The sequence below is a fragment of the Pontibacter brevis genome (assembly GCF_054779655.1).
In genome coordinates this window covers 62,229-88,156 of the sequence record NZ_BAAGXV010000086.1, presented here as the reverse complement: position 1 = coordinate 88,156, position 25,928 = coordinate 62,229, and the positions used below count along the sequence as shown (strand labels likewise).

Here is a 25,928-nt window from a genome sequence, read left to right as displayed (position 1 = left end):
GTTCATCAACTATATAAAAAGAGACTATGGCATCAAAATACGATTTAGTAGTGGTTGGTAGTGGCCCGGGTGGTTATGTGGCGGCAATTCGCGCATCGCAACTGGGTATGAAAGTAGGTGTTATCGAGCGTGAGGCGCTGGGTGGTATCTGCTTGAACTGGGGTTGTATCCCGACCAAGGCACTGCTAAAGAGCGCAAGCGTTTTTGAATATATTAACCATGCTGCTGATTACGGCATTACGGTGGGGGATGCTTCTGTAGACTTCGGTGCTGTTATCAAGCGTAGCCGTGGCGTTGCCGACGGTATGAGCAAGGGAATCCAGTTCCTGTTCCGCAAAAACAAGATCGATGCGATTATGGGAACAGGTAAAGTAACCGGCAAAGGCAAAGTAGAGGTAACAAACGCCGACGGCAAGAAGGAAACAATAGAGGCAACAAACATCATCCTGGCAACAGGTGCACGTTCACGCGAACTACCAAACCTGCCAATCGATGGTAAGAAAATCATTGGCTATCGCCAGGCGATGTCGCTGGACAAGCTTCCTGAATCAATGGTAGTGGTTGGCTCCGGTGCAATTGGGGTAGAGTTCGCCTACTTCTATAACTCCATGGGCACAAAAGTAACTGTGGTGGAGTACCTGCCGAACATTGTGCCTGTAGAGGACGAAGAGGTATCCCGCCAGCTGGCAAAGTCTTTCAAGAAGTCCGGTATCGATATCATGACCGATTCTCAGGTAGAGTCTGTTGACACCAGCGGCAAGCTTTGCAAAGTCAAAGTAAAAACTGCCAAAGGTCAGGAAACACTTGAAGCAGAGATAGTATTATCAGCTGTAGGTATACAGACAAACCTGGAGAACATCGGTATTGAAGAACTCGGGATCAAAGTAGACAGGGGCCGTGTGATAGTAGATGAGTTCTACAAAACAAATGTGGATGGCATTTATGCCATTGGTGACATCGTTCCTGGTCCGGCGCTGGCGCACGTAGCTTCTGCAGAAGGCATCATCTGCGTAGAGAAAATTGCGGGTCATCATCCGGAGCCGCTAAACTACAGCAATATCCCTGGTTGTACTTATTGCTCACCTGAAATCGCGTCTGTTGGTTTAACAGAGAAAGCGGCCCGTGAGCAAGGCCTGGATATCAAAGTTGGTAAGTTCCCGTTCTCCGCGTCTGGTAAAGCCAGTGCAGGTGGCGTGAAAGACGGCTTTGTAAAGGTTATTTTTGATGCGAAGTATGGAGAGTTCTTAGGTGCCCATATGATTGGTGCGAACGTGACAGAGATGATTGCTGAAGTAGTTGTAGCACGCAAGCTGGAGACTACGGGCCACGAAATTATTAAGTCGGTGCACCCGCACCCAACCATGAGCGAGGCTGTAATGGAAGCTGCCGCAGCAGCCTACGACGAGGTGATTCACCTATAGCCGGTTTATAGTAAAATAAAAAAGAGGTTGGCCGAAGTTTCGGACAACCTCTTTTTTATGTCGTGTTTTGAACAAAGCATTTGGAACTGCAGCAACAGGAATAGCTGTCTTACAGAAGCTGCCTGGCGTTGTACTTTTTTTCTCGTCGATCTTTGATTAGCTTTGAGGTTCTTTACGTATCAATAATCCAGTATATCAGTATAAGTTACTAATGTTGGAGATGTTACTGTAGTGATCTCTGAACTTATAACCACCTGGATACCTTTATACTGTAGTACCCGCAATTCACCTCTATGCCCTTTAAGGCTTTGCGTGAGTTCATTTTATCACACAAAACTGCTTATATGAAGCTTAAAGGCAAAGTAAAATTCGTTCCCAAAGATAAAAGCCTCTTTTTTGCTACCCTTCGCAAACGGGTTGATAATTACTTTGCCGAGAACAGTATTGCTAAAACAGCCAACACGACCATGGTAGTGAAGAGCGTTGTGCTGCTGCTATGCTATATCGTTCCTTTTATTGCCCTTCTCTCTTTGCAACCAGCATTTCCGCTTAGTTTGCTGTTTTGGTTTGTGATGGGATTAGGCGTGGCAGGCATTGGCATGAGTGTGATGCATGATGCCAACCACGGCGCCTTTTCAAGCAGCAAAAGAGTGAATGAACTCATGGGGCATACCCTGAACCTGGTAGGCGGTTCCGCCTTTAACTGGAAGCTGCAGCACAACATCCTGCACCATACCTATACCAATGTGGTGGAGATGGATGAGGACATACAGGACAGGCTGGTGTTGCGCTTTTCGCCGCACACAAAGGTGAAGTTCTTTCACCAGTTGCAGTGGGTGTACGCTTTTGTTTTTTACGGACTGCTAACACTTTACTGGGTGGTGGCGAAAGACTTTGTGCAGTACGGTCTATTCATTAAAAACGGCGTAAACGCAAATACGGTATCTGAAAACAGGAAATGGCTTCTGAAGCTCATCACCATGAAGGTGCTGTACTTCTTCGTGATGCTGGCGGTGCCAGTACTGTTCTTTGGAATTCCATTTTTGCAGGTGTTGCTCGGATTTCTGCTGATGCACTTTGTGGCGGGTATCATACTCACGGTGGTATTCCAACTGGCGCATACGGTGGAGGGCACCAGCCATCCCAGACCCGACGAAAACGGAAACATCGAGAACGACTGGGCGATACACCAAATGAACACTACTGTAAACTTTTCGCGCCACAACAAGTTGTTGTCGTGGTATGTGGGCGGTTTAAACTTTCAGGTGGAGCACCATCTTTTCCCGCGTATCTGCCATGTGCACTATCCGGCTATCGCAGAAATAGTGAAAGAGACAGCAACTGAGTTTAACATACCATATCTCGAAAACGAAACGTTTGGGCAGGCTGTGCGTTCTCACATTGCCACGCTGCACCGCTTCGGCAGGCTCCCTGACATGAACGAGGCCATTGGCTAATGACCGGGCTACCAGGCATTCATCCCGGAGGAGCTGTTTCTCTACGGATGCATCCTTTTTTACAAATTATCAAGTTTACAAATGAAGCTTAAAGGCAAAGTAAAATTCGTCAACAAAGACAAAAGCCTCTTTTTCCCAACACTACGCAAACGTGTAGACGCTTATTTCAAAGACAATAACCTGCCGAAGTCAGGCAACTATAACATCCTGGTCAAAAGCATCATTTTGCTGCTTATATACCTTGTGCCCTTCGCCCTGTTGCTTGCCTTCACTCCGGGCCTTGGTGTAAGTTTAGGGCTGTGGTTTATCATGGGCATCGGCGTGGCGGGTGTTGCCATGAGTGTGATGCATGATGCCAACCACGGCGCTTTCTCTAAAAGCAAAACCATCAACTACCTGATGGCACATTCTGTAAACCTGTTGGGTGGCTCTGCCTTTAACTGGAGACTGCAGCACAATATCCTGCATCACACTTATACAAACGTGGTGGAAATGGATGAAGACATAGATGATATGGTGTTCATGCGCTTCTCGCCACATACCAACGTAAGGTTCTACCATAAACTGCAGTGGGTGTATGCTTTTATGTTTTATGGTTTGCTCACGCTGTATTGGGTAGTTCTGAAAGATTTTGTGCAGTTCTTCCGTTTTATCAGGAGCGGGGTGAATGCCAATTCAAGAGCTGAGAACAAGATAGCCTTCATAAAAATAGTTGCTTTTAAGGTGCTCTATTTCTTCTCGATGCTGGTGGCACCAACACTTCTTTTTGGTATTCCTTTCTGGGAGGTGCTGGTGGGCTTTCTGCTGATGCACTTTGTGGCCGGTATCATCCTGTCTACCGTATTTCAGCTGGCGCATACCGTGGAAGGCACAAGTCATCCACTGCCTTGCGATAGCGGTATCATTGAAAACGACTGGGCCATCCATCAACTGAACACAACGGCCAATTTCGCACGCAGGAGCAAGCTGCTCTCCTGGTATGTGGGCGGTTTAAACTTCCAGATTGAGCACCACCTGTTCCCGCGTATCTGCCATGTGCATTACCCTGCCATCGCTGCCATTGTAAAAGAAACAACCGCGGAGTTTGGTATTCCTTACCTGGAGAGTAAAACGTTAGCACAGGCTATACGCTCGCACGTAAACACCCTGCACCGCTTCGGAAGGCTGCAACTGCCTGACCTGAACGAGGTGATGGCATAAGCAAGGTATGAATGTGTTTGAAACGGCTGGAGGTAACTTTCCAGCCGTTTTTGTTTGTCTGAAACAGGATGTGCGGATATTTTCTAAGATGAACAGGATTATTTCTATTGTTTTTGCCAGACCCTCACAGGATCTGCGCACGCTGCGGGGGGATATGGAGCAGGTGCTTTAGGTTAGCGATCGGGTTTTACTTTGTGTAATTTTGCAGGAATACATAAACTCAATACTTGCAGCACCAACACCCAGCCATGCCTATCATTCAAATCACCCCCTGCACGCCGGCAGATTTATATACGCTTCAGGATATTGCCATTAACGCCTATGGCGACCATTACTTGTACCTGTGGTACGACGGTGGGGCGTGGTATATTGACAGGAGCTTTAGCGAGGCAACTATTAAAAAAGAGCTGGAGGACCAGAATGCGGCTCTTTTCCTGATTTATGCAGAGGAGGAACTGGTGGGCTTCCTGAAGCTGAACATTGATCAGGCTTTAGAAGGAGAGAGCGAAGAAGAAAGCCTGGAACTGGAAAGAATCTATCTGACTAAAGCAGCGTCCGGCAAAGGCATCGGCCGCCAGGTGGTGGATTTTACAGTCGCGTTTGCCAGGGAAAGAAACAAGCGTACCATTTGGCTGAAGGCAATGGACAGCAGTAAATCCGTAGATTTCTATGAGCAGAATGGCTTTGAGAAATGTGGTACTTACAGGTTGGATTTTGAAGCAATGAAGCCGGAGTACCGCGGCATGTACATCCTGAAGCGGGAGTTGTAAGAGGCAGTGCAGTACCCTAAACTTTGCACGGCTTCTACATGTTGTAAGATTTACGTATAACTCAAGCTTATCAAGCACAAGTAGCATTGGATACATCAACAATAGATATACTCATTATCGGAGCCGGACCCATCGGTCTGGCCTGCGGACTGGAAGCACAAAGGGTAGGGCTCAGCCACCTGATAGTGGAGAAAGGCACGCTCGTTAATTCTATTTACAATTACCCCCTGAACATGACCTTTTTCTCCACCTCCGACAGGTTGGAGATTGGGGGCATTCCGTTTGTGTCCATTCACCCGAAGCCGAACCGCATGGAGGCGATGGAGTATTACCGCCGCGTAGCGGATTCTCAGAACCTGAACGTGCACCTTTTTGAGGGGGTAGAACACCTGGAGCCGGAGGGAGATGTGTACCGGGTCCGGACGAGCAAGGGGGAATATGTAGCCCGGCACGTAATAATTGCGGTAGGCTTTTACGGCATCCCGAATATGCTGAACATACCGGGGGAGGAACTGCCCAAGGTGCGCCACTATTATTTCGACCCGCATTACTATTTCCGGCAGAAAGTGGTGGTGGTAGGAGCCAACAACTCCTCCGCAGATGCTGCCCTTGAAACCTGGCGAAAGGGAGCAGAGGTGACCCTGGTGGTGCGCCAGCCTGAATTGGGAAGTATAAAGTACTGGACAAAGCCTGACCTGGAGAACCGCATCAAAGAGGGCTCTATTAAGTGCTATTTCTCCTCTAACCTTACCGAGATACGGGAGCAGAAAGTAGATATACAGACCCCGGAGGGGAAAATTACCATTCAAAATGATTTTGTGCTGGCTATGACAGGCTATCAGCCAGACTTCAGTTTCCTGCAAAATATTGGCATCAAGCTGTCGGAAGACGAAAAACGCTATCCACAGTACGACCCGGAGACCATGGAAACTAACCTGCCAAACGTTTATTTAGCCGGTGTGATATGCGGTGGCATGGATACACACGTGTGGTTTATTGAGAACTCCCGTGAACATGCCATTAAAATTGTGAAGCATATTGCGCGGGAAAAGGAGGTAGAAAAAGCGTAGCCTGTACCTGGGGTATGACAGTCCGAAGCCGCTGTTCCTTTGCTGCTGTCGTAACTTTGTTTGCCGTAATAAGTTTAAAGAGACATTGACTGGAAGAGGTCCGACTGCAAGCACAAAAGCTGAAGGAGCACCTGCTGAGCCAGAGCTTATTAATGAACTTAGAACAAGTAAAGTATGAAGATTGCCATTATAGGAGCCAGCGGCAACATCGGTTCCAGGATTACACAGGAGGCACTTACCAGGGGGCATAGCGTAACAGCCATTGTACGGCACCCGGAGAAGGTAGCTAAAGAGAGCGTGAGCCTCGAAGTGAAGCAGGGGGATGTGGAAGATGTGGAGCAGACAGCCAGCCTGATCAAAGACCATGACGCCGTAGTGGTGTCCTATAGCCCGGGTTGGGAACCTGGTACAGACTTTCATAAGTATGTGGAAGTGGCAGAGAAGGTGCTGCAGGCAGCGAAAAAAGCAGGCGTGAAGCGTGTGCTGAATGTGGGCGGGGCCGGTAGCCTTTACACAGAGGGCGGGGTGCAACTGGTAGATACACCCGAATTTCCGGAAGCCTGGAAAGCAGGGGCCATGGGCCAGCGCGACGCCCTGAAAGTGTACCGGGAAGAAAAGGAGCTGGAGTGGACCTTTTTTTGTCCGGCCATTATCATTGAGCCGGGCGAGCGCACCGGCAAATTCCGCTACGGTACAGAAAACCCGGTGATGAACGAGCGGGGCGAAAGCAAAATCTCACGACAGGACTTTGCTGTAGCCGCGTTAGATGAACTGGAAAAGCCGAAATACATCCGCCAGCGCTTTACTGTTGGTTATTAAATCTCCTTATCAAGCAGCACCAGTTTCCTGGTGCTGCTTTTCTTTAGCGGGCCGTCAGGCTGAAAAACCCTCCCTGAAAAAGATATATAGGAAGTGACGCTGTATCGGTGTACCTTTACATTCTTTAACCCCTATAGAACTATATTGTTCTATCATAGGTTAAAGAAAGAATACAGGTCGGGAATGGCCCAGGAGCTATAGCAGCTTCGCAAAATGAATCAGATTCCGGCCATCTCACCGCTGAAGCAGTACACATGGTGCTGCGCGGTTTCTTTTGAAAAACCAATTAATGACATTCGAGAATTTAAATTTGATAGAGCCAATCCTTAAAGCTCTTAAAACAGAAGGATATACCCAACCGACACCCATCCAGGAAAAATCAATTCCGCTTATACTTCAGAAAAGAGACCTTTTAGGATGTGCCCAGACAGGAACCGGTAAAACGGCAGCCTTCTCTATTCCTATTTTACAGCTGCTTTCCGAGAACAAAGTGCAGCAGGACAGAGGGCCACGCAAAATCAGAGCGATGATTCTGACGCCAACACGAGAACTGGCCCTGCAGATTGCCGACAGCCTGACCTCTTACGGCAGACATACCGGCCTGAAGCATACCGTAATATTTGGTGGTGTATCGCAGCGTGCGCAGACAGATGCGTTGCGCGCCGGTGTTGACATACTGGTGGCCACGCCAGGCCGTTTGCTCGACCTGATGGCGCAGAAGTACGTGCACCTGAATAACATCGAGATGTTTGTGCTCGATGAGGCAGACCGCATGCTGGACATGGGCTTTGTGAATGACGTACGGAAGGTGCTGAAAGTATTGCCGGAGAAAAGGCAATCGCTGTTTTTCTCGGCTACCATGGCCCCTGAAATCCTGAAACTGGCGAACACCATTCTGGTAAACCCTGCGCAGGTAGAGGTAACGCCGGTGTCGTCTACAGCCAACACGATTAAGCAGGCGGTGTACTATGTAAAGAAATCAGATAAGAAGAACCTGTTGCTCCACCTGCTCAAGGATGGCGAGATTGACCGTGCCCTTGTATTTACCCGCACCAAGCATGGTGCCGACAGGGTAGCCAAAGACATGAGCAAAGCCGGTGTGCAGGCAGAGGCTATTCACGGAAACAAATCGCAGAATGCGCGTGTGCGTGCCCTTGATAACTTCAAGAAAAGCCAGACACGCGTGCTGGTGGCAACAGACATCGCAGCACGTGGTATTGATGTGGACGATTTGTCGCACGTTATTAATTACGAGCTGCCGAACGAGCCGGAAACCTATGTGCACCGCATTGGCCGTACAGGTCGTGCCGGCGCAAGTGGAGTGGCCCTGTCGTTTTGCGATGCCGAAGAGACCTCTTACCTCGTAAGCATTCAGAAGCTGATATCGAAGTCGGTTCCGGTAATAGACAACCACCCTTACCCGATGACGGCGAAAGATTTTGCGGAGGCAGCCAGCACGGTAAAGCAGCAGCAAAACAGGGGCGGCCGTGGCGGTAGAAACAGACCGAACAACAGTGGCGGCAGCGCAGCTAAAGCCACTGGCAACGGAGGCAACAGAAGGTGGAGCAATAACAAGCCGAAAGCAAGTAAGGCTTAGTTAAGAAATACAGCATCAGGAAATCCTGCCGGTATAGTACCGGCAGGATTTTGTATTTTCGGCAGCGGTACCTGTTGGTAGACCAAACCTGCCATAGAAGGCGTGTAGGCAACACTTTCAAAACTTAACCTGATATTATCGTATGAAGGGTATTGCCGGTAGTTAGCCTGCAAAATTCTAAAACAATGTTTGAATGACATGACTTACAGCAAGCTTAAGCAGATAAACGCCATACTACTTTGTCTGATTGCTGTATTTGCCATCCTATATATCGGAGCTGACTTCCTGGTCTCCTTTACCTTTGCGGTTTTCATAGCCATGCTCATGATTCCGGTAGCAGACAAACTGGAAGACTGGGGAATGGGAAGAGCGCTGTCCTCCTTCATCAGCACCCTTGTAGTGTTTGTTGTGGTCATTGGCCTGTCTTACCTGATGGTTTTCCAGCTAAGGAACCTGACCGATGATTTACCGGATATTCAGCACGAGTCAGAGCAGCTCCTTTCGCAGCTGCAAAATTTTGTGACTTCTATAACCGGTATTTCGCACGAGGAGCAAACACGGTTTCTGCAGGAGCGTTCAGATACCATACTTGGCACACTGGAGGCGGAGGCAACCAATTTTCTGGCGAACCTCCTGAATACATTTCTAAAGTTTCTCCTGTTGCTCATCTATGTATTTCTCCTTCTCCTGTACAGGGACCGGTTTGCAGATGTGGTGCTGATGTATACTTCTGAAGAGAAAAAGGAGAAGGCAAAGGGAGTATTAAGCAAAACAAGCCATGTGGCACACCAGTACCTTTGGGGGCGCATCAAAGTGATGTCTCTTCTGGCGCTTATGTACATCATTGCGTTTCTCGCTTTCGATATCCGGTACCCTGTTTTACTGACTGCCTTCGGTGCCCTGGTGACGATTATACCTTACATCGGACCGCTAGTAAGCGGGATATTACCTGTTTTTGTGGGTATTCTTTTCATAGACGACTCTACTGTGCTTGTCTTATTTGCGGTAACGGTGCTGATAATACAACTGATAGAAAGCTACGTGTTTGAGCCTATCATCATCGGTTCAGAAGTACAGCTGAACCCCCTGTTTGTGATTGTTGCTATTATTATCGGGAACATGGTCTGGGGGCTGTCCGGCATGATTCTTTTTGTGCCCCTGTTTGCAGTGTTCAAAATTCTCTCCGACAGGGTTGAGAGCCTTAGGCCTGTGGGGTACCTGATAGGTACACGTAAATCCGGTTCTGGCGAGAGCTGGCTTGACAAGGTAAAAGCCTTTTTCAAAAAATAACGAGGGGCAACTGACATAGAGGGAAGCTGAACTGTGCAAACTGTTCTCTCATATCAGAGCCTTTATGTCGCTGCTGTCCTGGCAACCAGCACGCAAAACCGAAACCAGGTAAAACAAGTACATTGGGCTGGTAAAAAATAAAACCAGACACACCAATGAGAAGACCACAGCAGGCTGCCGCCTCCCGCTTTGAAAATGGCAAATTCCATAATTCAGCCATCACAAAAGTACTTCAGAAAGAAGACATGCTGGACACGATGCTGCGCTATGCGAAGCGCCCCAAAGATGCAGGCAAACCGCTCTTTGAAGTGCCCGTGCACCACCTTTCAGTAGCTGATTTTGAGCGGGAGCCATCTGAACAAATACAGGTGAACTGGCTGGGGCACGCCTCCCTGGTGCTGGAAATGGGCAGACGCCGCTACCTCATCGACCCGGTGCTGAGCGAGCGGGCTTCTCCTGTGCCCTTTGCGGGACCAAAGCGCATCCATCCTGCTCCCCTCAAGGCAGAGGATGTTCACGGGATTGATGCCGTGCTCATCTCCCACGATCATTACGACCACCTCGACCATCAGACCATCCGCGCCTTGCGCCACAAGGTGCCCCTGTTCTACGTGCCCCTGAAAGTAAAGAAACAGCTGATCCACTGGGGAGTGCCGCCAATGAATATTGTGGAATTAGACTGGTGGCAGCAGGTGCAGGACGGTGATAACATATTAATTGCCACGCCAGCCCGGCACTTCTCTGGCAGGGGGCTCTTTAACCGGAACAGCACCCTGTGGGCGTCGTGGTGCTTAATTGGGAAGCAGGAGCGGGTGTTCTACAGCGGAGACTCTGGCCCGATGGAAGAATTCCGGTTGATAGGTGAAGCCTATGGCCCCTTTGACTTGACAATTATACCGATTGGTGCCTACGACGTAAACTGGGCCGACATACACACTAACTCCGAAGAGGCAGTACAGGCGCATCAGCAGGTAAAAGGTAACAGGCTGCTGCCCGTGCACTGGGCTACCTTCGACCTGGCCATCCACCCCTGGGGCGAACCGATAGAGCGCTTACACCGGGCGGCTGCCCTGCAGGGCGTGCCGATACTGCTGCCAGAGGTAGGGCAGTGGTTAAAGGATATACATACCTTTAACAGCAGGCTGTGGTGGAAAAGATAGTACGTTATGCTGCTTTTCTGCCCACGTTCTGGCGTGTCCGGCTAACTAAGTACACGCCGGCAAAAATGAGTAAGGCGTAAAGGCCTTTCTGCAGCGTAAACTCATCTTTGCCAAAACCGGTTGCAATGATAATAGCCAGTACCGGCTGCAGGTAAATGTAGGCGCCCACCAAAGAAGGGTTGGCATAGCGGAGAGCCCAGGTATTCAGGAGATAAGCCAGTATGGTAACTGCCAGCACCATAAAAGCAATGGCTATCCAGATAGAGGTGGGGAAGGAACCGTAGTCCGGCGCGAGGAGCTGTTGCCAGCCAAAAGGCACTACGATAACGGCCCCCACTGCAAAGATGCGGCTGACAATGGTAATCGCATGGTATTTCTGCATCAGCGGTTTTACCAGCACCAGATACATGCCGAAAGAGACAGCGTTCAGGATAATCAGCAAATCGCCGAAGATGTTGCCTGTGGTGCTCTCTGTGCGGGAGGTGTTGATGAGGAGCAGGGCTCCGAGGCATGCCAGCACAATGCCACTCACTTTACGAAAGCTGACGCGCTCCCGCAACAGTATAGCCGAGAACAGGAGCACTGCCACAGGGCTAATCACCATCAGCAGGGCAGCATTGATGGGCACTGTTAAATTGAGGCCGGCAAAAAAGCAGAGCTGGTTAATGGCAATACCCGTCACGCCACAGGCGATCGACCGCAGGTTATCCGCCCGCCCCACGATTTTCTCTTTCACGACCATCCTTGAGAAGATTCCGAAAAAAAGCGCTGCCGACACCACCCTTATCACAATCAATCCAAAGGGTCCCACATAAACGGGCATCACTTCTTTGGCTATACTGTAATTGCTCCCGTAAATCAGCGCCACCAGAAACAGCGCCGCATGCACCTGCACTTGCTTACTCATCGCGCAAAGGTAAGTGCTTATTTCTTTAGTACCGTATAAAGAGGCAGTATCTGTAGCTTAACCTTATTTTATATGAACTATAAGAATAACCTGCCGCTAACAGTGAGGAGGGCAATTGAAGTGATGGGCCTGTTTTTTTTGGGGTGGCTCATTGTGCTGGGCAGAGACTTGCTGGCCCCCCTGCTGATGGCCTTTTTCCTGAGTCTTATGCTGCTGCCGCTTTACCGGTTTTTCAGGAGAAACAAGTTCCCGGAAACACTTGCCATCGGTACCACTTTATTGGTACTGGCCCTGGTGGTGGGGCTGATTATATGGTTCTTTTCATCTCAGATCAGCAACCTGATAGCAGACTTTCCTACCATCCAGGCGAACGTTGTCAAACACCTGCACTCCCTCAGCGAGTGGATCGAGGATGTCTCGCCTGTGTCTACCGAGGAGCAGACCCGCTACTTAAGTGAATACAGCAGCAGGATTCTGAGTTATGCCGGTTCGGTATTGAGCGGGGCTGCACTTTCCATTACAGGCATGTTTGTTTTCCTGGGCCTGGTGCCCATTTATATATTCCTGCTACTTTTCTATAAAAACCTGCTCCTGCGTTTTGTGTTTTTCTGGTTCCCGGACGACATGCACGAGAACGTGGAGGAAACGATGCGCGAGATGGAGGTGATTATTAAAAGCTATCTCTTTGGCCTGTTAATCCAGGTTTCTTATATGACGGTGCTGCTGGGTGGCATCCTGATGATCATCGGTATCAAGCATGCCTTACTAATCGGTGTGATTTTCGCTTTCCTGAACCTGATACCTTATGTAGGTGCCTTGCTGGGCAATATCATCGGGGTGCTGCTGACGCTTGCCTCTTCCTCTGAACTTTGGCCCATTCTCACGGTGCTGGGTGTGATAGCTGCTGTACAGTTTCTTGACAATAATATTCTGATGCCACGCATTGTGGGGTCAAAAGTGAAGATCAATGCCCTGGCCACCATTGTGGGTGTTATCGTTGGCGGCGAGATAGCAGGCGTTATTGGAATGTTCCTGTCGCTGCCCATCATTGCCGTGCTAAAGGTGATCTTCGACAGAACAGAGAAATTTAAGCAGTGGGCAATCCTGCTAGGTGACGAAAGACCCGCTGAAAGCCCCATGCACGAGCCTGCATTGCGGGAGGATGATGAGCTTGTGGAGCGTCAGCTGGAAGAGGAGAATGGTATAGAACGAACGAGAAAGCGGGGAAGATAAGCTAATCTGTTACCGGATGTTTGGTTTGGTACTGGTGGCAACGCTGTTTTGCTTACGAAACTGAAATGTTGCCCATTCCTGTCCCTGCCTCTCAGAGGAGGAAAGAGAATGGGCAACATATTAACTTACGGCTACTTAAAGGAAAGCTGGGAATCGGTGATAGCCTGATATACCAGCACTCTGAATTTATCGCCTAAGTCTCCGTAACTGTTCGGGTACTTGTTTGTGTAGAGCAAGGCCACAATACCTTCTTTCGGGTCCACCCAGTAGGTAGTCCCGAAGATTCCACCCCATTCAAAGGTGCCCACGGAAATTGGCATTCTGGCAGCGCTTTTTTCAGTGGCAATACCAAAGCCCAGGCCAAACTTGCTGTTTCCATTGTTCAGCTCTCCAATTTGGTTTGTCGTCATCAGGTGAACAGTAGCCGGGCTTAAGAGGCGGAGCCCGTTGTATTCTCCTTTGTTTAACAGCATCTGTAAAAAGACGGCGTAATCCTGAATGGTGGAAGACAAGCCGGCGCCTCCTGAGAAATAAGTGCCTTTCACATTAGGAAAGTCAGGTGTTTGCCCTCCTCGTGCAGGCACCGGTTGTAATTTTTTGTTTTCTCCTTCTGTGTACAATGTAACCAGGCGACCCTGCTTTTCAGCAGGTAAGTAAAACCAGGTGTCTTTCATGCCGAGTGGTTCGAAAATGCGTGCCCGGAAAAACTGATCCAGTGGCTGACCGGAAACAACTTCAATCAGGTAACCAAGCAAGTCTGTATTTAGACCATAGGTGAAACGCTCTCCTGGCTGGTGAACCAATGGTTGCTTTGCCAGCGCAATCATGGCATCGGCAAGCCTGTCGTTGGGAGTGCCAATACCGCTGGGGATTTTGTTTTTTGCGTAAATGGCTGTTGCCTCCGGGCCTCCGATGGAGGGATAGCTGATGCCGGAGGTGTGTGTGAGCAGGTCGCGGATCGTGATTTCACGTTTCGCCGGCACCGTGGTGTAGGTGGTGTCCTGCTTGTTAAAGGTATCCAGCACCTGTGGGTTACGGAAGGCGGGAATGTATTTTGAGACAGGATCATCCAGCAGGAATTTCCCTTCCTCATAAAGCATCATCACGCCTACACTGGTAATAGCCTTGGTCTGAGAGGCAATCCGGAAAATGTCGTCGCGCTTCAGCTTCTCCTTTGCTTCCACATCGCTGTTTCCAACGCTTTTGTGATAAACAATTTTGCCATCGCGGGCAATCAAAGCCACAGCACCGGGAATATAGTTCTTGTCTATGTATTCCTGCAGCACCCGATCCAGGCGTTGCAGGCGTTCGGCGCTCATGCCTGCTTTGTCGGGTTTAGCTTCCTGCAGAACGGTTGTGGAAGACTTCTGGGCAAACGTGAAGCTGATGCACAGGCAAAGCAACAGCGTGAGGCTGGATTGGTGTATCATATAGCAGTTGTTTGTATATCTGAAAAGTTTAAGATACTATATTTAGCGCAGGATTAATGCCTGCCTACCACTTTTTTCGTGGGCCAGTTTCAGGGAAGGAAACCGGTCATGCCGCTTATCCCTGGGAGTAGCAGGGCCATCTGTCACAGGAAACCCTTACACCTGATCTCTTTCCTTTCAAATTCGTAGCTTTGTCTTTAACCCAATCCTGAGAAAGTTTAGAGCAGATGAATCACCCGAACATACCTTTGGCCGAACGCATGCGGCCTCACAACTTAGATCAGTATTACGGACAGAAGCACCTGGTGGGGCCGGACGGCATCCTGCGACGCTATATAGAGGGTGGCGTTATCCCCAGCATGATTTTGTGGGGCCCTCCCGGTGTTGGCAAAACCACTTTGGCCAACATCATTGCCAATCAGATGAAAGTGCCGTTCGTGGCCCTGAGTGCCATTAACTCCGGTGTGAAAGACATACGGGAAGTAATTGAGCAGGCGAGGAAACGGCAGGGCACGGTGCTGTTCATAGACGAGATTCACCGTTTCAACAAGTCCCAGCAGGATGCACTGCTGGGAGCGGTGGAGAAAGGCACTGTTACACTGGTTGGTGCCACAACAGAAAATCCTTCCTTCGAGGTGATCTCAGCTTTGCTGTCACGCTGCCAGGTTTACATTCTCAAGCACCTGACAAAGGACGAGTTGATAGAGTTGGTGGACAAAGCGCTGGAGCAGGATGAGTGGATGCGCCACCGCAACGTGCGGGTGGAGGAGTATGAGGCCCTGCTGACCATTTCAGGGGGGGATGCCCGCAAACTGCTGAACCTGCTCGAGATTGTGGCAGAAGGTGTGAAAGGCGATGAAGTGGTTGTTAGAAATGAACTGGTAAAGCAGGTAGCGCAGCAGAACATCGTGATGTATGATAAGTCTGGCGAGATGCACTACGACCTGGTGTCGGCCTATATCAAGTCAATACGAGGCTCTGACCCGAATGCTGCAGTCTACTGGCTGGCCCGTATGATAGAAGGGGGCGAAGACCCGAAGTTTATTGCCCGCCGCCTGTTAATTGCCGCTTCAGAAGACATCGGCCTGGCCAACTCCAATGCCCTGCTTATGGCTACTTCCTGCTTTCAGGCAGTGCAAATGATTGGCTATCCGGAGGCAGAGATAATTCTTTCGCAGTGCACTGTTTACCTGGCTACCTCCCCCAAGAGCAATGCTTCGTATAAGGCCATCAAGCAGGCGCGTGCGCTGGTACAGCAAACAGGTAACCTGCCGGTGCCGCTGCACATCCGGAACGCACCTACCAAGCTGATGAAGGAGATTGGCTACGGCAACAACTACAAGTATGCCCACGATTACGAGGGCAACTTTGTGCAGCAGGAGTTTATGCCGCAGGAACTCAGCAGCACCGCCTTTTACCAGCCCGGCCAGAACGGCCGTGAAAACGAAATGCGAAAGCAGCTGCAGGCACAGTGGGGCAAAAAGTATGGATATTAGAGGTTGGTCTATAAAAAGGTGGAATTGGTCGAGAAGGTTAACAGTAGGTAAACTATTTGCCCTATTTTTGTATATTGTATAGAGGGGGTTATAAATTCCTTCTTAATAAGCGTACTATCCTAAACTCAAATACAACATGTTAAACTTCCTGAAATATGTGCTGGCTACCATTGTTGGCTTGCTCGTATTCTTTTTCATTGGCATTCTGCTGCTGATTGGCATTGCTGCCGCTTCGGCCTCTTCTGATGAAGTAAAAGTAGCTGAGAACTCTGTGCTGGAGTTAAAGCTGGACAAGCCTATTGTAGAGCGTGACCCGGAAAACCCATTTGCAGAACTTGGCTTCTCTTTTGGTTCTTTGTCCAGCTCGGATGGCCTGGACCAGATTAAAGCCGCCATCCGGCGTGCCAAGACTGACGACAACGTGAAGGGCATCTTCCTGAACATGATTTACGTGGATGCCGGTATGGCAAAGCTGGAGGAAATCCGTAACGAGCTGATTGATTTCAAGGAGTCGGGCAAGTTTGTGGTTTCTTATACTGATGCTTCTACAGAGAAAGCTTATTACCTGGCTTCTGTGGCCGACAAGATTTACCTGAACCCAATGGGTACAATAGAGTTTAATGGCATGAGCTCTGAAATGTACTTCTTCAAAAGGCTTCTGGACAAGCTAAACATTGAGGCGCAGATATTTAAAGTGGGTACCTACAAAAGCGCTGTAGAGCCTTTCTTTTTAGAACAGGCCAGCGATGCCAACCGCGAGCAACTCAATTCTTTCCTGAACTCCATTAACAATTACCAGCTTCAAAATATAGCCAAGGCACGCGGCGTGGAGGTAGCAGAGCTGAAGAACGTGCAGGACAACCTGCTGGTGCGTGACCCTGCCGACGCTAAGGAGCATAAGCTGATTACGGATGTCGGTTACTTTGATGAGGCTATCAGCTTTATGAAGGAGCAGATTGGTATGGAGCAGGATGCCAAGCTGGAGCTTGTGCAGCTGTCCAAGTACAAGAAAGTAAAAGATAACATAGAGGTAAACACGTCCAAAAACAGAATTGCTGTTATCTATGCCGAAGGCGATATTGTGGATGGCGAGGGAGATGAAAACAACATCGGTAGCCGGCGCTTTTCTGATGCCCTGCGCAAAGCCCGGATGGACGAAAATGTGAAGGCCGTGGTGTTGCGTATCAGTTCTCCGGGTGGTAGTGCACTGGCATCTGATGTAATGTGGCGTGAAATACAACTCACCAAAAAAGAGAAGCCTGTTATCGCCTCTATGTCTGATTATGCTGCTTCCGGCGGCTATTACCTGGCCATGGGCTGCGATACCATTGTGGCGCACCCGAACACGATTACAGGTAGCATCGGAGTATTCGGTGTAATTCCAAACATACAGGGCTTCCTGAATGAGAAACTAGGTATTACCGTGGACCACGTAAGCACCGGCAAGTTTGCAGATATGCCAACCATCACCCGCCCGATGACAGCGCAGGAGCAGGAGATTGTGCAGAACCAAATCAACCAGATTTACGAAACCTTTACCAGCAAAGCTGCCCAGGGCCGCAACATGAGCCAGGATCAGCTGAAGGAGTATGCATCCGGAAGGGTATGGTCCGGTACAGAGGCGAAGCAGCGCAACCTCGTGGATACGTATGGTGGCCTGGAAGAAGCCCTCGCCATTGCCGCTAAAAAAGCAAACATAGAAGATGACTACCGTGTTAAAGCCATGCCTGAGCGGAAGTCGTTCTTAAATAGCTTCTTCAGTGATTTTGGCGCCCAAACCAAGGAGCAGTCTATCAAGGCAGAGCTTGGTGAACTGTACCCTTACTACAAGTTGTACAAAAAGGTAAGCAACCTGCAGGGAGCACAGGCCAGAATGCCCTACGAACTGTTCATTCAGTAAATACATTTTGATTCATTTCTGATTTCATGTTTTGATGGAGTGGTTCTATTGAAGCATGCATAAAACAAAAACTGCTTCCAGGCACTGTGTCTGAAAGCAGTTTTTGTTTTACGGCAAAGCTATTTTTTTGCAATTTTGTCCGTACAGCAATATGGGTTATGATTTTGGTTTACCTGGTTCAACAGCCTGTACAGGTAAGTCACACTCACTCCTTCAAAACGCAATTCTCAATTATCTAAAATCAATTTATATGATGCAGCGCTTACAGGAATCAACTGCCTATATACAAAGCAAATCAGAGGGCTTTGTGCCAGAATTCGGAATAATACTGGGCACAGGCTTAGGTGCACTGGTTAACGAAGTGGACGTACAGCACACCTTGTCTTATGCCGATATTCCGAACTTTCCTGTTTCTACAGTTGAGAGCCACTCAGGCAAGCTGATTTTTGGTTTGCTGGCAGGCAAGCCGGTCGTAGTGATGCAGGGGCGTTTCCATTACTACGAAGGCTACACCATGGAGCAGGTGGTTTTTCCTGTGCGGGTAATGAAGCTGCTGGGAGTGAAAAAACTGATCGTCTCTAATGCAGCCGGAGGACTTAATCCCCGCTTTAACACCAGCGACCTGATGGTGATTACGGATCACATTAACCTCCTGCCGGGCAACCCGCTTATTGGTAAAAACATAGATGAGCTAGGTCCACGCTTCCCGGACATGAGCGATGTGTATGACGAAGACATGATTCGCGATGCAATGGTAATTGCAGAAGATGCCGATTTTGACCTGAGCGAAGGGGTATACGTGAGCGTACCAGGCCCGATGCTGGAAACGAAAGCAGAATACCGGTACCTGAGTACGATAGGTGCTGATGCCGTAGGTATGTCTACTGTACCTGAAGTTATTGCAGCGCGCCATATGGGCCTGCCGGTTTTCGCTTTGTCTGTAATCACGGACATGTGCACCCCAGACATGATAAAGAAAGTGGTACTGGCTGATATCCTGGAGGCTGCCGCTATAGCCGAGCCCCGCATGACCTTTCTTATCAGGGAACTGGTAAAGAGAACTAGCGCGGGTTAAAAAGTCTGGGAGTTAGAAGACTAACAAACCAAAGAGGTAATAACTGTACCAACCACGAGCAATTATTACCTCTTTGGTTTGTTATTCAAAGACCTAAATTTGGGCTGCTTCTTAAGAAAACCTGTACCTGCTTCGTACAGTGCGTAACCTAGTATCAAGCAAGCCAGGTATACCCTAACTTTCTAACTTTCTAACTTTCTAACTTTATTCCAAAACCACCATCTTGCGTCTGTAGGCCAGGTTCGTGAAAATGCCGATACCGCCCTGCACAGAGGACCGGATTCTTGACGGCTGGGCAAAAGGGTTACCGTTTGCATCTTTGGCATTGTCTGCTGAAGCCAGGAAGTCGTAGTATTGCTTCTCGATGTGAAAGAGCGTCACAATGAGGGTATCTCCCCGCTCATACCTGAAGTTAGAGCCAAATGTGATGCGCTTCCCGTTGTTTAACTTGTCAGTGCTGACAAATTCCCTGTCTGAATCATGCGTTACACTGTCGCGGTGCGTCATGTAGCGGTAATAATTGTCTGTGTTGGGGTCGTCTTTGAGTGATGTCAGCAGGATTGCTTTTCCTTCGTCATTAAACCGCCATTCCACTGTGTCAATGGGCACTGACGGTAAGACAGTAGTAAAGCCTGTTACTCTACGGCCTTTGCCATCTGTAACCTCCAGCCCATAGATGTCGCCTGGCTTTCCATTCATTATTTCATGTGAGCTGTGGGTGTACAGGAAGCCTGTAAGGTTATCTAACTTGGGCTTATAAGTGAGTTCTATGCGCCGGCCATTGTGTGTGATTAACACCTTCGCATCCGGTACAAGTGGAGGGGTAGGAGCATCAAAATAGCTGGCGCTTTCCTGTACCGCAATGCGGTAGGGCTTTCCAGGTTCTAAATAACACTCCACTACCAGCTGCGGGGTATGTGCCGGCAGTTCTATGTTTATGTCCTTATCCATGTCACAGCCATAAAATATGGCCAGGAGTGGCAGCAGGAAGTATATAGTTTGCTTCAGCCTCATTTAAATCTAAAGTTATAAGTTATAGCCGGTACAAGCGGAAAGAGCGCTACCTGCTTTGCCTGAAAGCTTAATGTCTCTCTCCGTTCTTCGTCTTTTACTTGCTCGAAATATACAAAGTACGGGTTGCGGCGGTTGTACACGTTGTACACACTAAAGGTCAGGTCCGACTCGCCCCGCTTCGGTTTCAGCTTGAAAACAGCGCTCAGGTCGAGGCGGTGGTAAGGAGCCAGCCGGAAAGAATTCCGGTCCTCATAAATCGGAATAACGGATGGGTCTTCGCTTCCTACATCCTGGAAAATGAAGCGTGCGACCGGAATGGAGTAGGCATTGCCAGTGCCAAACACGAAGGCCCCTGTCAGGCTAAGGCGCTTGCTAAACTGGTGCAGCACCACCAGGCTGATATCGTGGCGGCGATCGTAGCGGGTCGGAAACCACCGGCCCTCATTGATATCATCCAAATCATTGTCACTGTCAAACTTCCGGTAGGTCCAGGAGAGGGTGTAGCCGAGCCAGCCGGTTGTTTTGCCCTTGATTTTCTCAAAGTATATCTCGTTGCCGTAGCTCTTGCCTATGCCAAAAAGGAATTCATCCTGCAGGTTATCATTCACGAAGAGGTTGGCACCATCGCGGAAGTCCAGCTGGTTCTTCATCCACTTGTAGTACACCTCGTTGGTGAACATATACTTGCCTCTGCCAAAGAGCTTATTAAAACCTACTGCAACCTGTTGCGACCGTTGCGGCTCCACACCCTCCCTGGAGGGGTACCAGATATCTGTAGGCAAAGAAGCGCCTGAGTTCGATACAAGGTGTACGTATTGTTTCATGCTGGCAAAGCTGGCCTTCAGGGAGGAGCTCTCGCTCAGGTTATATTTGGCGGCAACACGCGGTTCCAGTGCCGAATAGGTTTTGCCACCACTGTTAAAGCCTGAGAGGCGCAGGCCGTAGTTAAGGGACAGCTGCGCATTTACCTGGTAATCATCCGAGGCATACACTCCGAATTCTGTGCCCGCCAGGTCGGTGCCTGTTGCAAAAGACTGGGTGCTGTCTTCTGACTCAAAGTTAAGGCGGCCAATGGTAAAATGGTGGCGGGTAGCCATAGCTCCGAATTTAATGCTGTGCCCGCCCTTCACAAAAAGGTCAAAGTCGGTTTTAAGGGTATAGTCCTTTACAGCCGAAGTGAGGCGTGCGCTAAAGGCATCGATGGAATTGTTAATGTTGTACTGGTAGCTGGTAGTGTAGAAGGAGGTAGTGGCGTACAAGCTGTTGTTAAACTTGTGCTTCCAGCGCAAAGTACCCATGGTGTTGCCCCAGTCAAAGTCGAACTTAAACTTATTGTCGTTAAAGCCAAAAATGTCGCGACCGTAGTAGCCACTTAACATAAGTTCATCCTTCCGGCCGAGCTTGTAAGTCAGCTTACCGTTCAGGTCGTAAAAGTAGTAATCGGGAATAGGGTCGTAGTCCGCTTTGCCTTCGCTTATGCGGTTGATCTGGCGGGTAAAGATGTCCACATACGTACGGCGGGCTGACACGGTAAAGTTTACCTTGTCTTTCACGATAGGCCCATCTATGGTCAGGCGCGAAGCAATAAGCCCAAGCCCACCCGTTGCCCTGATTCCTTCGTTGTTTCCTTCATTTAGCTGTACATCCATTACAGAAGATAAACGACCGCCATATTGGGAGGGGAAGCCGCCCTTGTACAGTTCCACGCTCCTTACAGCATCAGGATTAAACACGCTAAAAAAGCCGAAAAGGTGAGAGGGGTTGTAGATCAGGGCGTCGTCTACCAGGATCAGGTTCTGGTCGGGCCCTCCGCCACGAATATACAGGCCTGAAGTGCCCTCACCGCCAGACTGCACGCCTGGCTTCAGTTGTAATGTCTTCACAAGGTCAACTTCGCCGAAGAGCGCGGGCAGCAGTTTGGCCTCGCGTGCGGTGAGGGTCTCCACGCTCATGCGGGTATCATTCAGTTTCTGGCGCAGGCTGTTTGCCTCTACCCGTACCTCTTTCAGTTCAGTTTCGGCAGGATCCAAAGTGAAATTGATGCGCTGTTGCGCCCCGCCCGTCACACGGATTTTGCGGGACAGGCTGCTGTAGCCAATATAAGTTGCCTGTAGCGTGTACTCCCCCTCTGGCAGGCTGATGGTATAGGCTCCTTCTTCGTTTGTGCTGGTTCCGAGCCCGAGCCCGGGAATGGCAACGGTGGCCCCTATGAGAGGTTCACCATTATTAGCGTCACGTACAAACCCACGCACAGTAGAGTTTTGTGCAAAGGAAGGCAAAGTAACAAGTAGAAATAAAAATAATAAACTATAAAGGTGAATGAAGCGCATCAGGCTTGATGGTTATACTTATGTCGCAGTGATTAATTACTAACGGAATACGAAAGAATAAATTTAATTTAAGTACAGAAATAACCTACAAAAGTTACAAATGGTTTGTTTGTGCTGTTAATTTATCTGGGAGTGTGGTTCCCTTTGTTGCTTGAAAGCGAAAAAGGATGAGTCCTGGTGCTGAAGGAGGAGGTTGAGTGCGTAAACCATAAAATTTACACATGCCCGAAAAGAAAACAAAGAAGCCGCACTACGCGTGCGGCTTCCGGTAAAAAAGAAGGTCATCAGCTGAATTCATCCCTGGTATAACGCCAGAATGTGTTGTTTAAAATAGTACTCACATTTGCTTTGCAGGAGTTCTGCCTGTGCTTTGTTTTTGTTGTTAAGCGATTCCATGTAGGAGAAAAAAATCTGTGCTGCCTGTCTCATACCGCCGTTTTGCTGATGCGAAGGCTTTTTCGGTGTATTCAAGATTGGCTACCACAGTATTGTACTTCTCCCGGGCTGCTAATACATCCAGGTAAGCCTGTTCCACAGTGCGGCGCAGGTTGTTCTGCTCAGTTCTGTAATCTAACTCGGCATTGTGTATGTCCACACGGGCCATCTGGGTCCCGAAGTGCCTGCTCAGCCCATTGAAGATTGGAATGCTCAGGCTCAGTTGCACTATTTTCTGCTGGTTTAATCTTAACTGGTTAAAGTATGCTATCTGCTCAAACTGTTGTGTTTCCGGGTTCTGTTCCTGAATATTACTTGAAAAGTTGGAGCCTATAATGCCCTGCAGGCTAAGGGTGGGAGCAAAGCCACTGCGCGCAATGTTCAGGCTGCTCCTGGTAACGTCCAGTGTTGCCGCTGAAGCCTTTAACTGTGGTGAGTAGCTGGTGGCCTTGTCCAGGATGCTCTCCAGGGTAGGGAGTGTTGCGGTAATGTCAACAGGAGCGGTGGGTACTACCAGTTCATACTGCCTGCCGCCCTCCACGTTCATCTGCTGCTCCAGCTCCAGCATTGACTGCCGGTAACTGTTCTGCTGCGTAATCAAGTTTAGCTTTTCGGTGGCGAGCTGGGCCTTTATCTGGTACACATCATCCTGCGTGCGCACACCTGCCTGCTCCAGTTTCTCCATTTTCCCTAGCTGCTGCTCAAGCAGGTCGATACGCTCCTGGGCAATCCGGATGTTTTCATGGTCCAGGATGGCCTGTAAAAAGTAGCCTGTAACGGCAGCCTCAAGGTCTATATCGGCCTGTTGCTCGGTGTACCTGCTAGCCTGCGCCTGCTGTTTCGCTTTTTTCAGCTCATAGTACTTGGAAAGGCCATCGAACAGCACCAGTTCCCCCACCATGTAAGGGTTAGAGGAGGTGGTGTTTCCCCGTTTTAGCTGCCCGGACACGTTGTCGAAGGTTAAGCCATTCACGCGGCTTACGTCTGTTCTTGCTGCCAGCACAGGCAAATAGCCAAATTTGTTCCTGCGCAGGTTAATGTCTGCCTTCGTGCTGTTGTAGCGGGCCTGCCGCAGGGCTACGTTGTGCTGCCGTGCCAGTTCCAGGCTTTGTTCCAGTGCCAGGGGCTCCTGTGCCTGTGCGGCTCCTGCTAAACATAAGCATAGGGCCAGCCCTCCCAGCTTTTTCAGCAGGGCTTTGGAAGTAACATTTTTCATCGTTTTATTTTGCTAGTGGCGGTTTTGGTTTTCTGTTGTTAGTTGCTGGTTTTTAGCATAATATTGTTAATGCTGTTGTACATAATTGTCTTTGATGATTTACTAGCTGGAAGCAATAGACAAGAACTGTAATTCTCATACTCTAGCAATCAAAAGCTAGCAGCCAACAACGAATCACAAACAACCAGCAATCAAACCTCGTTGTTGAGCCATGCTGCACGCAGGGCTTTCTGTTCGGGAGTCGCATCGGGGGCCGGCTCCAGCACGTGCAGCGACTGGCGCTCGAGGGCAGTTGCCCTGCCTTTCAGTTTCTTCTTTTTGATTTTCCCCTTAGTGTTTTCCCGTCCTACCGTTATTGTTATTCTTTCACCGGGCTGCATCTGCTGTAGTTGTTCTCCTATTACCTCCCTTATGTTCTGCGGGGTTATCTCCGTGCCATTCAGTGCCAGTAGCTGGTCACCAGGCCGAAAACCCATTTCCCTTCCGAAAGCGTCCATTTCATCTGTTTCGACCACGGTTATCCTGCCTGCTTCCTGGTCGAAGCCGGGTGTAAAGTTCCCGAATGAGATAACCTGCCGTGTTGCCGTCGGCTCATACCGGATGCCCACTTTCCGGAAGGTTTCATCTAAAGGCAGGGGCTCCGCGCCTTCTACATGCCTCCTGAAGAACTCCCGGATTTCCGGGTACGCCAGCTCTGCAATCTTATCAAACAGTGCTTCATCTTTAAAAGGCTTGTCCTTGCCATAGGTCCCGGACAGGTCCAGCATCAGGTTCCGGAGGCCATAAGCACCACCCGACAGCTCCCGCAGCCTTACGTCCAGCACCAGGCCGATAAGAGCCCCTTTCTGGTACACGTTGCCATACTGGTCCTCGTACTCGTCCAGCACATTGGCGCTCATTTCTGTGAAGGGCAGTGTATCGTTATAGTAGGCTTTGGAGGTCACGATATTTTCACGGACCTTCTGCAGGTATTCGTTCAGGTCGATGAGGTTTTCATACACCTGCACGTGGGATGCAAAATACTCTGTAACTCCTTCATACATCCACAGGTGCTTCGACATCTGCGGATTTATAAAGTCGAAGTTGCCAATTTCCTCGGAATGGACATTGAGTGGTGTCACGATGTGGAAGAACTCGTGTGCGGCCACATCACGGATGGTGCTGCTGAACTGCGCCTCCGGCATTTCCGGCAGAAAGTATACCGACGAATAAGAGTGCTCCAGTGCACCGTACGAGCCGGATTTGCCGACACGCTCCGGCACGTAAATCAGGAAGGCGTATTTTTCTACCGGCAGGGTGCCGCCTAAGTAGCTGCGCTGTGCCTCCAGTATGCTCTGTACGTTCTTTGCAATGGGCCCTGACGTAACACGGCCGGAAGGAGAGTAAACAGACACAAGCACCTCGGTACCTCCCAGGGCCAGCACGGTGGTGTCAGGGCGGTTGTACATGAGCGGGGAATCGGCCAGTTCCATGTAATCCGGAAGCAGGTACCGGTCAGTGGTGTCTGTAGAGGCTACTGCCTGCAAGGAGGTGGAGCCGTAGAAGCCTTCCGGCTTGGTTATATTCAGTTCATATGGCACCTGCTTCATGCCCTCAAAATAGCCCACAAAGCCAAAGGGGTTCAGCAGGAAATTTTTGTTTTCTTCGATGTTGGTGCCGCCCGGTTCAAACAGCACTTCTTCCCGCTTCTGTGCATCAAAGGTATCATCTACCCAGTACGTGATACGGCTTAGAGCCGGGGCATTGCTGATGCGCCAGCGGTTTGTATCCAGTTGCTTTACAGCGAGGGTGTCTCCGGTTCTGGTATAGGCTTTCAGGTTGGTCACAAACCTGCCGAAGTCCGAAACAGAGTAAGTGCCCGGCACAATCTTCGGCATGATATAGGTAATCTCTTTCTGCGCAATAGGAGGGGCCTGCAGCGTTACCTGCACCCTGTCGTCTCTTACTTCTGTCAGGTCGATAGACACATTGTACCTGCCAGCTGCCGGTTCCTGCTGCGCATAAACAGAAAGGTGTAGGCCTAAACTTAGAATAAGGAGTAGTAGTGATTTTTTCAGTTGCATGTCTGCTTGTTATTTGGTCGTGGTACAGGCTGCCTTTTGCAGCAT

Annotated in this window: 19 protein-coding genes; 13 read left to right on the top strand and 6 right to left on the bottom strand. The window is 49.5% G+C overall.

What is annotated here, in order from left to right:
- The first annotated feature begins 26 nt into the window (after positions 1–26).
- From lpdA to ACYVB1_RS18820, 9 genes are all read left to right on the top strand, one after another.
- Complete coding sequence (gene lpdA / locus ACYVB1_RS18860) at positions 27–1,421, top strand: dihydrolipoyl dehydrogenase (protein WP_460925362.1); 1,395 nt, start codon at positions 27–29, stop codon at positions 1,419–1,421.
- 344 nt (positions 1,422–1,765) lie between these two features.
- Positions 1,766–2,878, top strand: coding sequence for a fatty acid desaturase family protein (locus ACYVB1_RS18855; RefSeq protein WP_460925361.1), 1,113 nt, complete (start codon positions 1,766–1,768; stop codon positions 2,876–2,878).
- A gap of 81 nt (positions 2,879–2,959) precedes the next feature.
- Positions 2,960–4,078 carry a fatty acid desaturase family protein gene (locus ACYVB1_RS18850; RefSeq protein ID WP_460925360.1) on the top strand — a complete coding sequence of 373 codons (1,119 nt, stop codon included), beginning with the start codon at positions 2,960–2,962 and terminating at the stop codon, positions 4,076–4,078.
- 248 nt (positions 4,079–4,326) lie between these two features.
- A complete protein-coding gene (locus ACYVB1_RS18845; RefSeq protein WP_460925359.1) occupies positions 4,327–4,848 on the top strand; it encodes a GNAT family N-acetyltransferase in 522 nt (173 codons plus the stop codon).
- An 86-nt stretch (positions 4,849–4,934) separates the two neighbouring features.
- The gene (locus ACYVB1_RS18840; RefSeq protein ID WP_460925358.1) at positions 4,935–5,918 is read left to right on the top strand and encodes a YpdA family putative bacillithiol disulfide reductase; all 984 of its coding nucleotides are present in this window, start codon (positions 4,935–4,937) and stop codon (positions 5,916–5,918) included.
- A gap of 174 nt (positions 5,919–6,092) precedes the next feature.
- Complete coding sequence (locus ACYVB1_RS18835; RefSeq protein ID WP_460925357.1) at positions 6,093–6,737, top strand: NAD(P)-dependent oxidoreductase; 645 nt, start codon at positions 6,093–6,095, stop codon at positions 6,735–6,737.
- Positions 6,738–7,026: 289 nt separating this feature from the next.
- Positions 7,027–8,334, top strand: a complete 1,308-nt coding sequence (locus tag ACYVB1_RS18830) for a DEAD/DEAH box helicase (RefSeq protein ID WP_460925356.1) — start codon at positions 7,027–7,029, stop codon at positions 8,332–8,334.
- A 198-nt stretch (positions 8,335–8,532) separates the two neighbouring features.
- Entirely contained in the window at positions 8,533–9,624 is a 1,092-nt protein-coding gene (locus ACYVB1_RS18825) for an AI-2E family transporter (protein WP_460925355.1), read from the top strand.
- Between the two features lie 155 nt (positions 9,625–9,779).
- The gene (locus ACYVB1_RS18820; protein WP_460925354.1) at positions 9,780–10,784 is read left to right on the top strand and encodes an MBL fold metallo-hydrolase; all 1,005 of its coding nucleotides are present in this window, start codon (positions 9,780–9,782) and stop codon (positions 10,782–10,784) included.
- A 4-nt stretch (positions 10,785–10,788) separates the two neighbouring features.
- Here ACYVB1_RS18820 and ACYVB1_RS18815 read toward each other — a convergent pair whose 3' ends face one another.
- On the bottom strand, positions 10,789–11,691 hold the full coding sequence (locus ACYVB1_RS18815; protein WP_460925353.1) for a DMT family transporter: 903 nt from the start codon (positions 11,689–11,691) through the stop codon (positions 10,789–10,791).
- 72 nt (positions 11,692–11,763) lie between these two features.
- Between ACYVB1_RS18815 and ACYVB1_RS18810 the strand changes: the two genes are divergently transcribed.
- On the top strand, positions 11,764–12,924 hold the full coding sequence (locus ACYVB1_RS18810) for an AI-2E family transporter (RefSeq protein ID WP_460925352.1): 1,161 nt from the start codon (positions 11,764–11,766) through the stop codon (positions 12,922–12,924).
- Positions 12,925–13,055: 131 nt separating this feature from the next.
- On the opposite strand, the gene ACYVB1_RS18805 is transcribed toward ACYVB1_RS18810, so the two are convergent.
- On the bottom strand, positions 13,056–14,354 hold the full coding sequence (locus ACYVB1_RS18805; protein ID WP_460925351.1) for a serine hydrolase domain-containing protein: 1,299 nt from the start codon (positions 14,352–14,354) through the stop codon (positions 13,056–13,058).
- A gap of 227 nt (positions 14,355–14,581) precedes the next feature.
- Here ACYVB1_RS18805 and ACYVB1_RS18800 point away from each other — a divergent pair, with 227 nt between their 5' ends.
- From ACYVB1_RS18800 to ACYVB1_RS18790, 3 genes are all read left to right on the top strand, one after another.
- Positions 14,582–15,850 carry a replication-associated recombination protein A gene (locus tag ACYVB1_RS18800; protein ID WP_460925350.1) on the top strand — a complete coding sequence of 423 codons (1,269 nt, stop codon included), beginning with the start codon at positions 14,582–14,584 and terminating at the stop codon, positions 15,848–15,850.
- A gap of 136 nt (positions 15,851–15,986) precedes the next feature.
- Entirely contained in the window at positions 15,987–17,750 is a 1,764-nt protein-coding gene (sppA, locus tag ACYVB1_RS18795) for a signal peptide peptidase SppA (protein WP_460925349.1), read from the top strand.
- A 250-nt stretch (positions 17,751–18,000) separates the two neighbouring features.
- A complete protein-coding gene (locus ACYVB1_RS18790; protein WP_460925347.1) occupies positions 18,001–18,825 on the top strand; it encodes a purine-nucleoside phosphorylase in 825 nt (274 codons plus the stop codon).
- A 204-nt stretch (positions 18,826–19,029) separates the two neighbouring features.
- On the opposite strand, the gene ACYVB1_RS18785 is transcribed toward ACYVB1_RS18790, so the two are convergent.
- The 4 genes from ACYVB1_RS18785 to ACYVB1_RS18770 form a co-directional block, all read right to left on the bottom strand.
- Entirely contained in the window at positions 19,030–19,839 is an 810-nt protein-coding gene (locus tag ACYVB1_RS18785; RefSeq protein WP_460925346.1) for a DUF4249 domain-containing protein, read from the bottom strand.
- Positions 19,836–22,091 carry a TonB-dependent receptor gene (locus ACYVB1_RS18780; RefSeq protein WP_460925345.1) on the bottom strand — a complete coding sequence of 752 codons (2,256 nt, stop codon included), beginning with the start codon at positions 22,089–22,091 and terminating at the stop codon, positions 19,836–19,838. The genes ACYVB1_RS18785 and ACYVB1_RS18780 overlap by 4 nt, the downstream gene beginning before the upstream one ends.
- A 460-nt stretch (positions 22,092–22,551) precedes the next feature.
- Positions 22,552–23,820, bottom strand: a complete 1,269-nt coding sequence (locus ACYVB1_RS18775) for a TolC family protein (RefSeq protein ID WP_460925344.1) — start codon at positions 23,818–23,820, stop codon at positions 22,552–22,554.
- Between the two features lie 191 nt (positions 23,821–24,011).
- On the bottom strand, positions 24,012–25,883 hold the full coding sequence (locus ACYVB1_RS18770; protein ID WP_460925343.1) for a M61 family metallopeptidase: 1,872 nt from the start codon (positions 25,881–25,883) through the stop codon (positions 24,012–24,014).
- Positions 25,884–25,928: the final 45 nt, after the last annotated feature.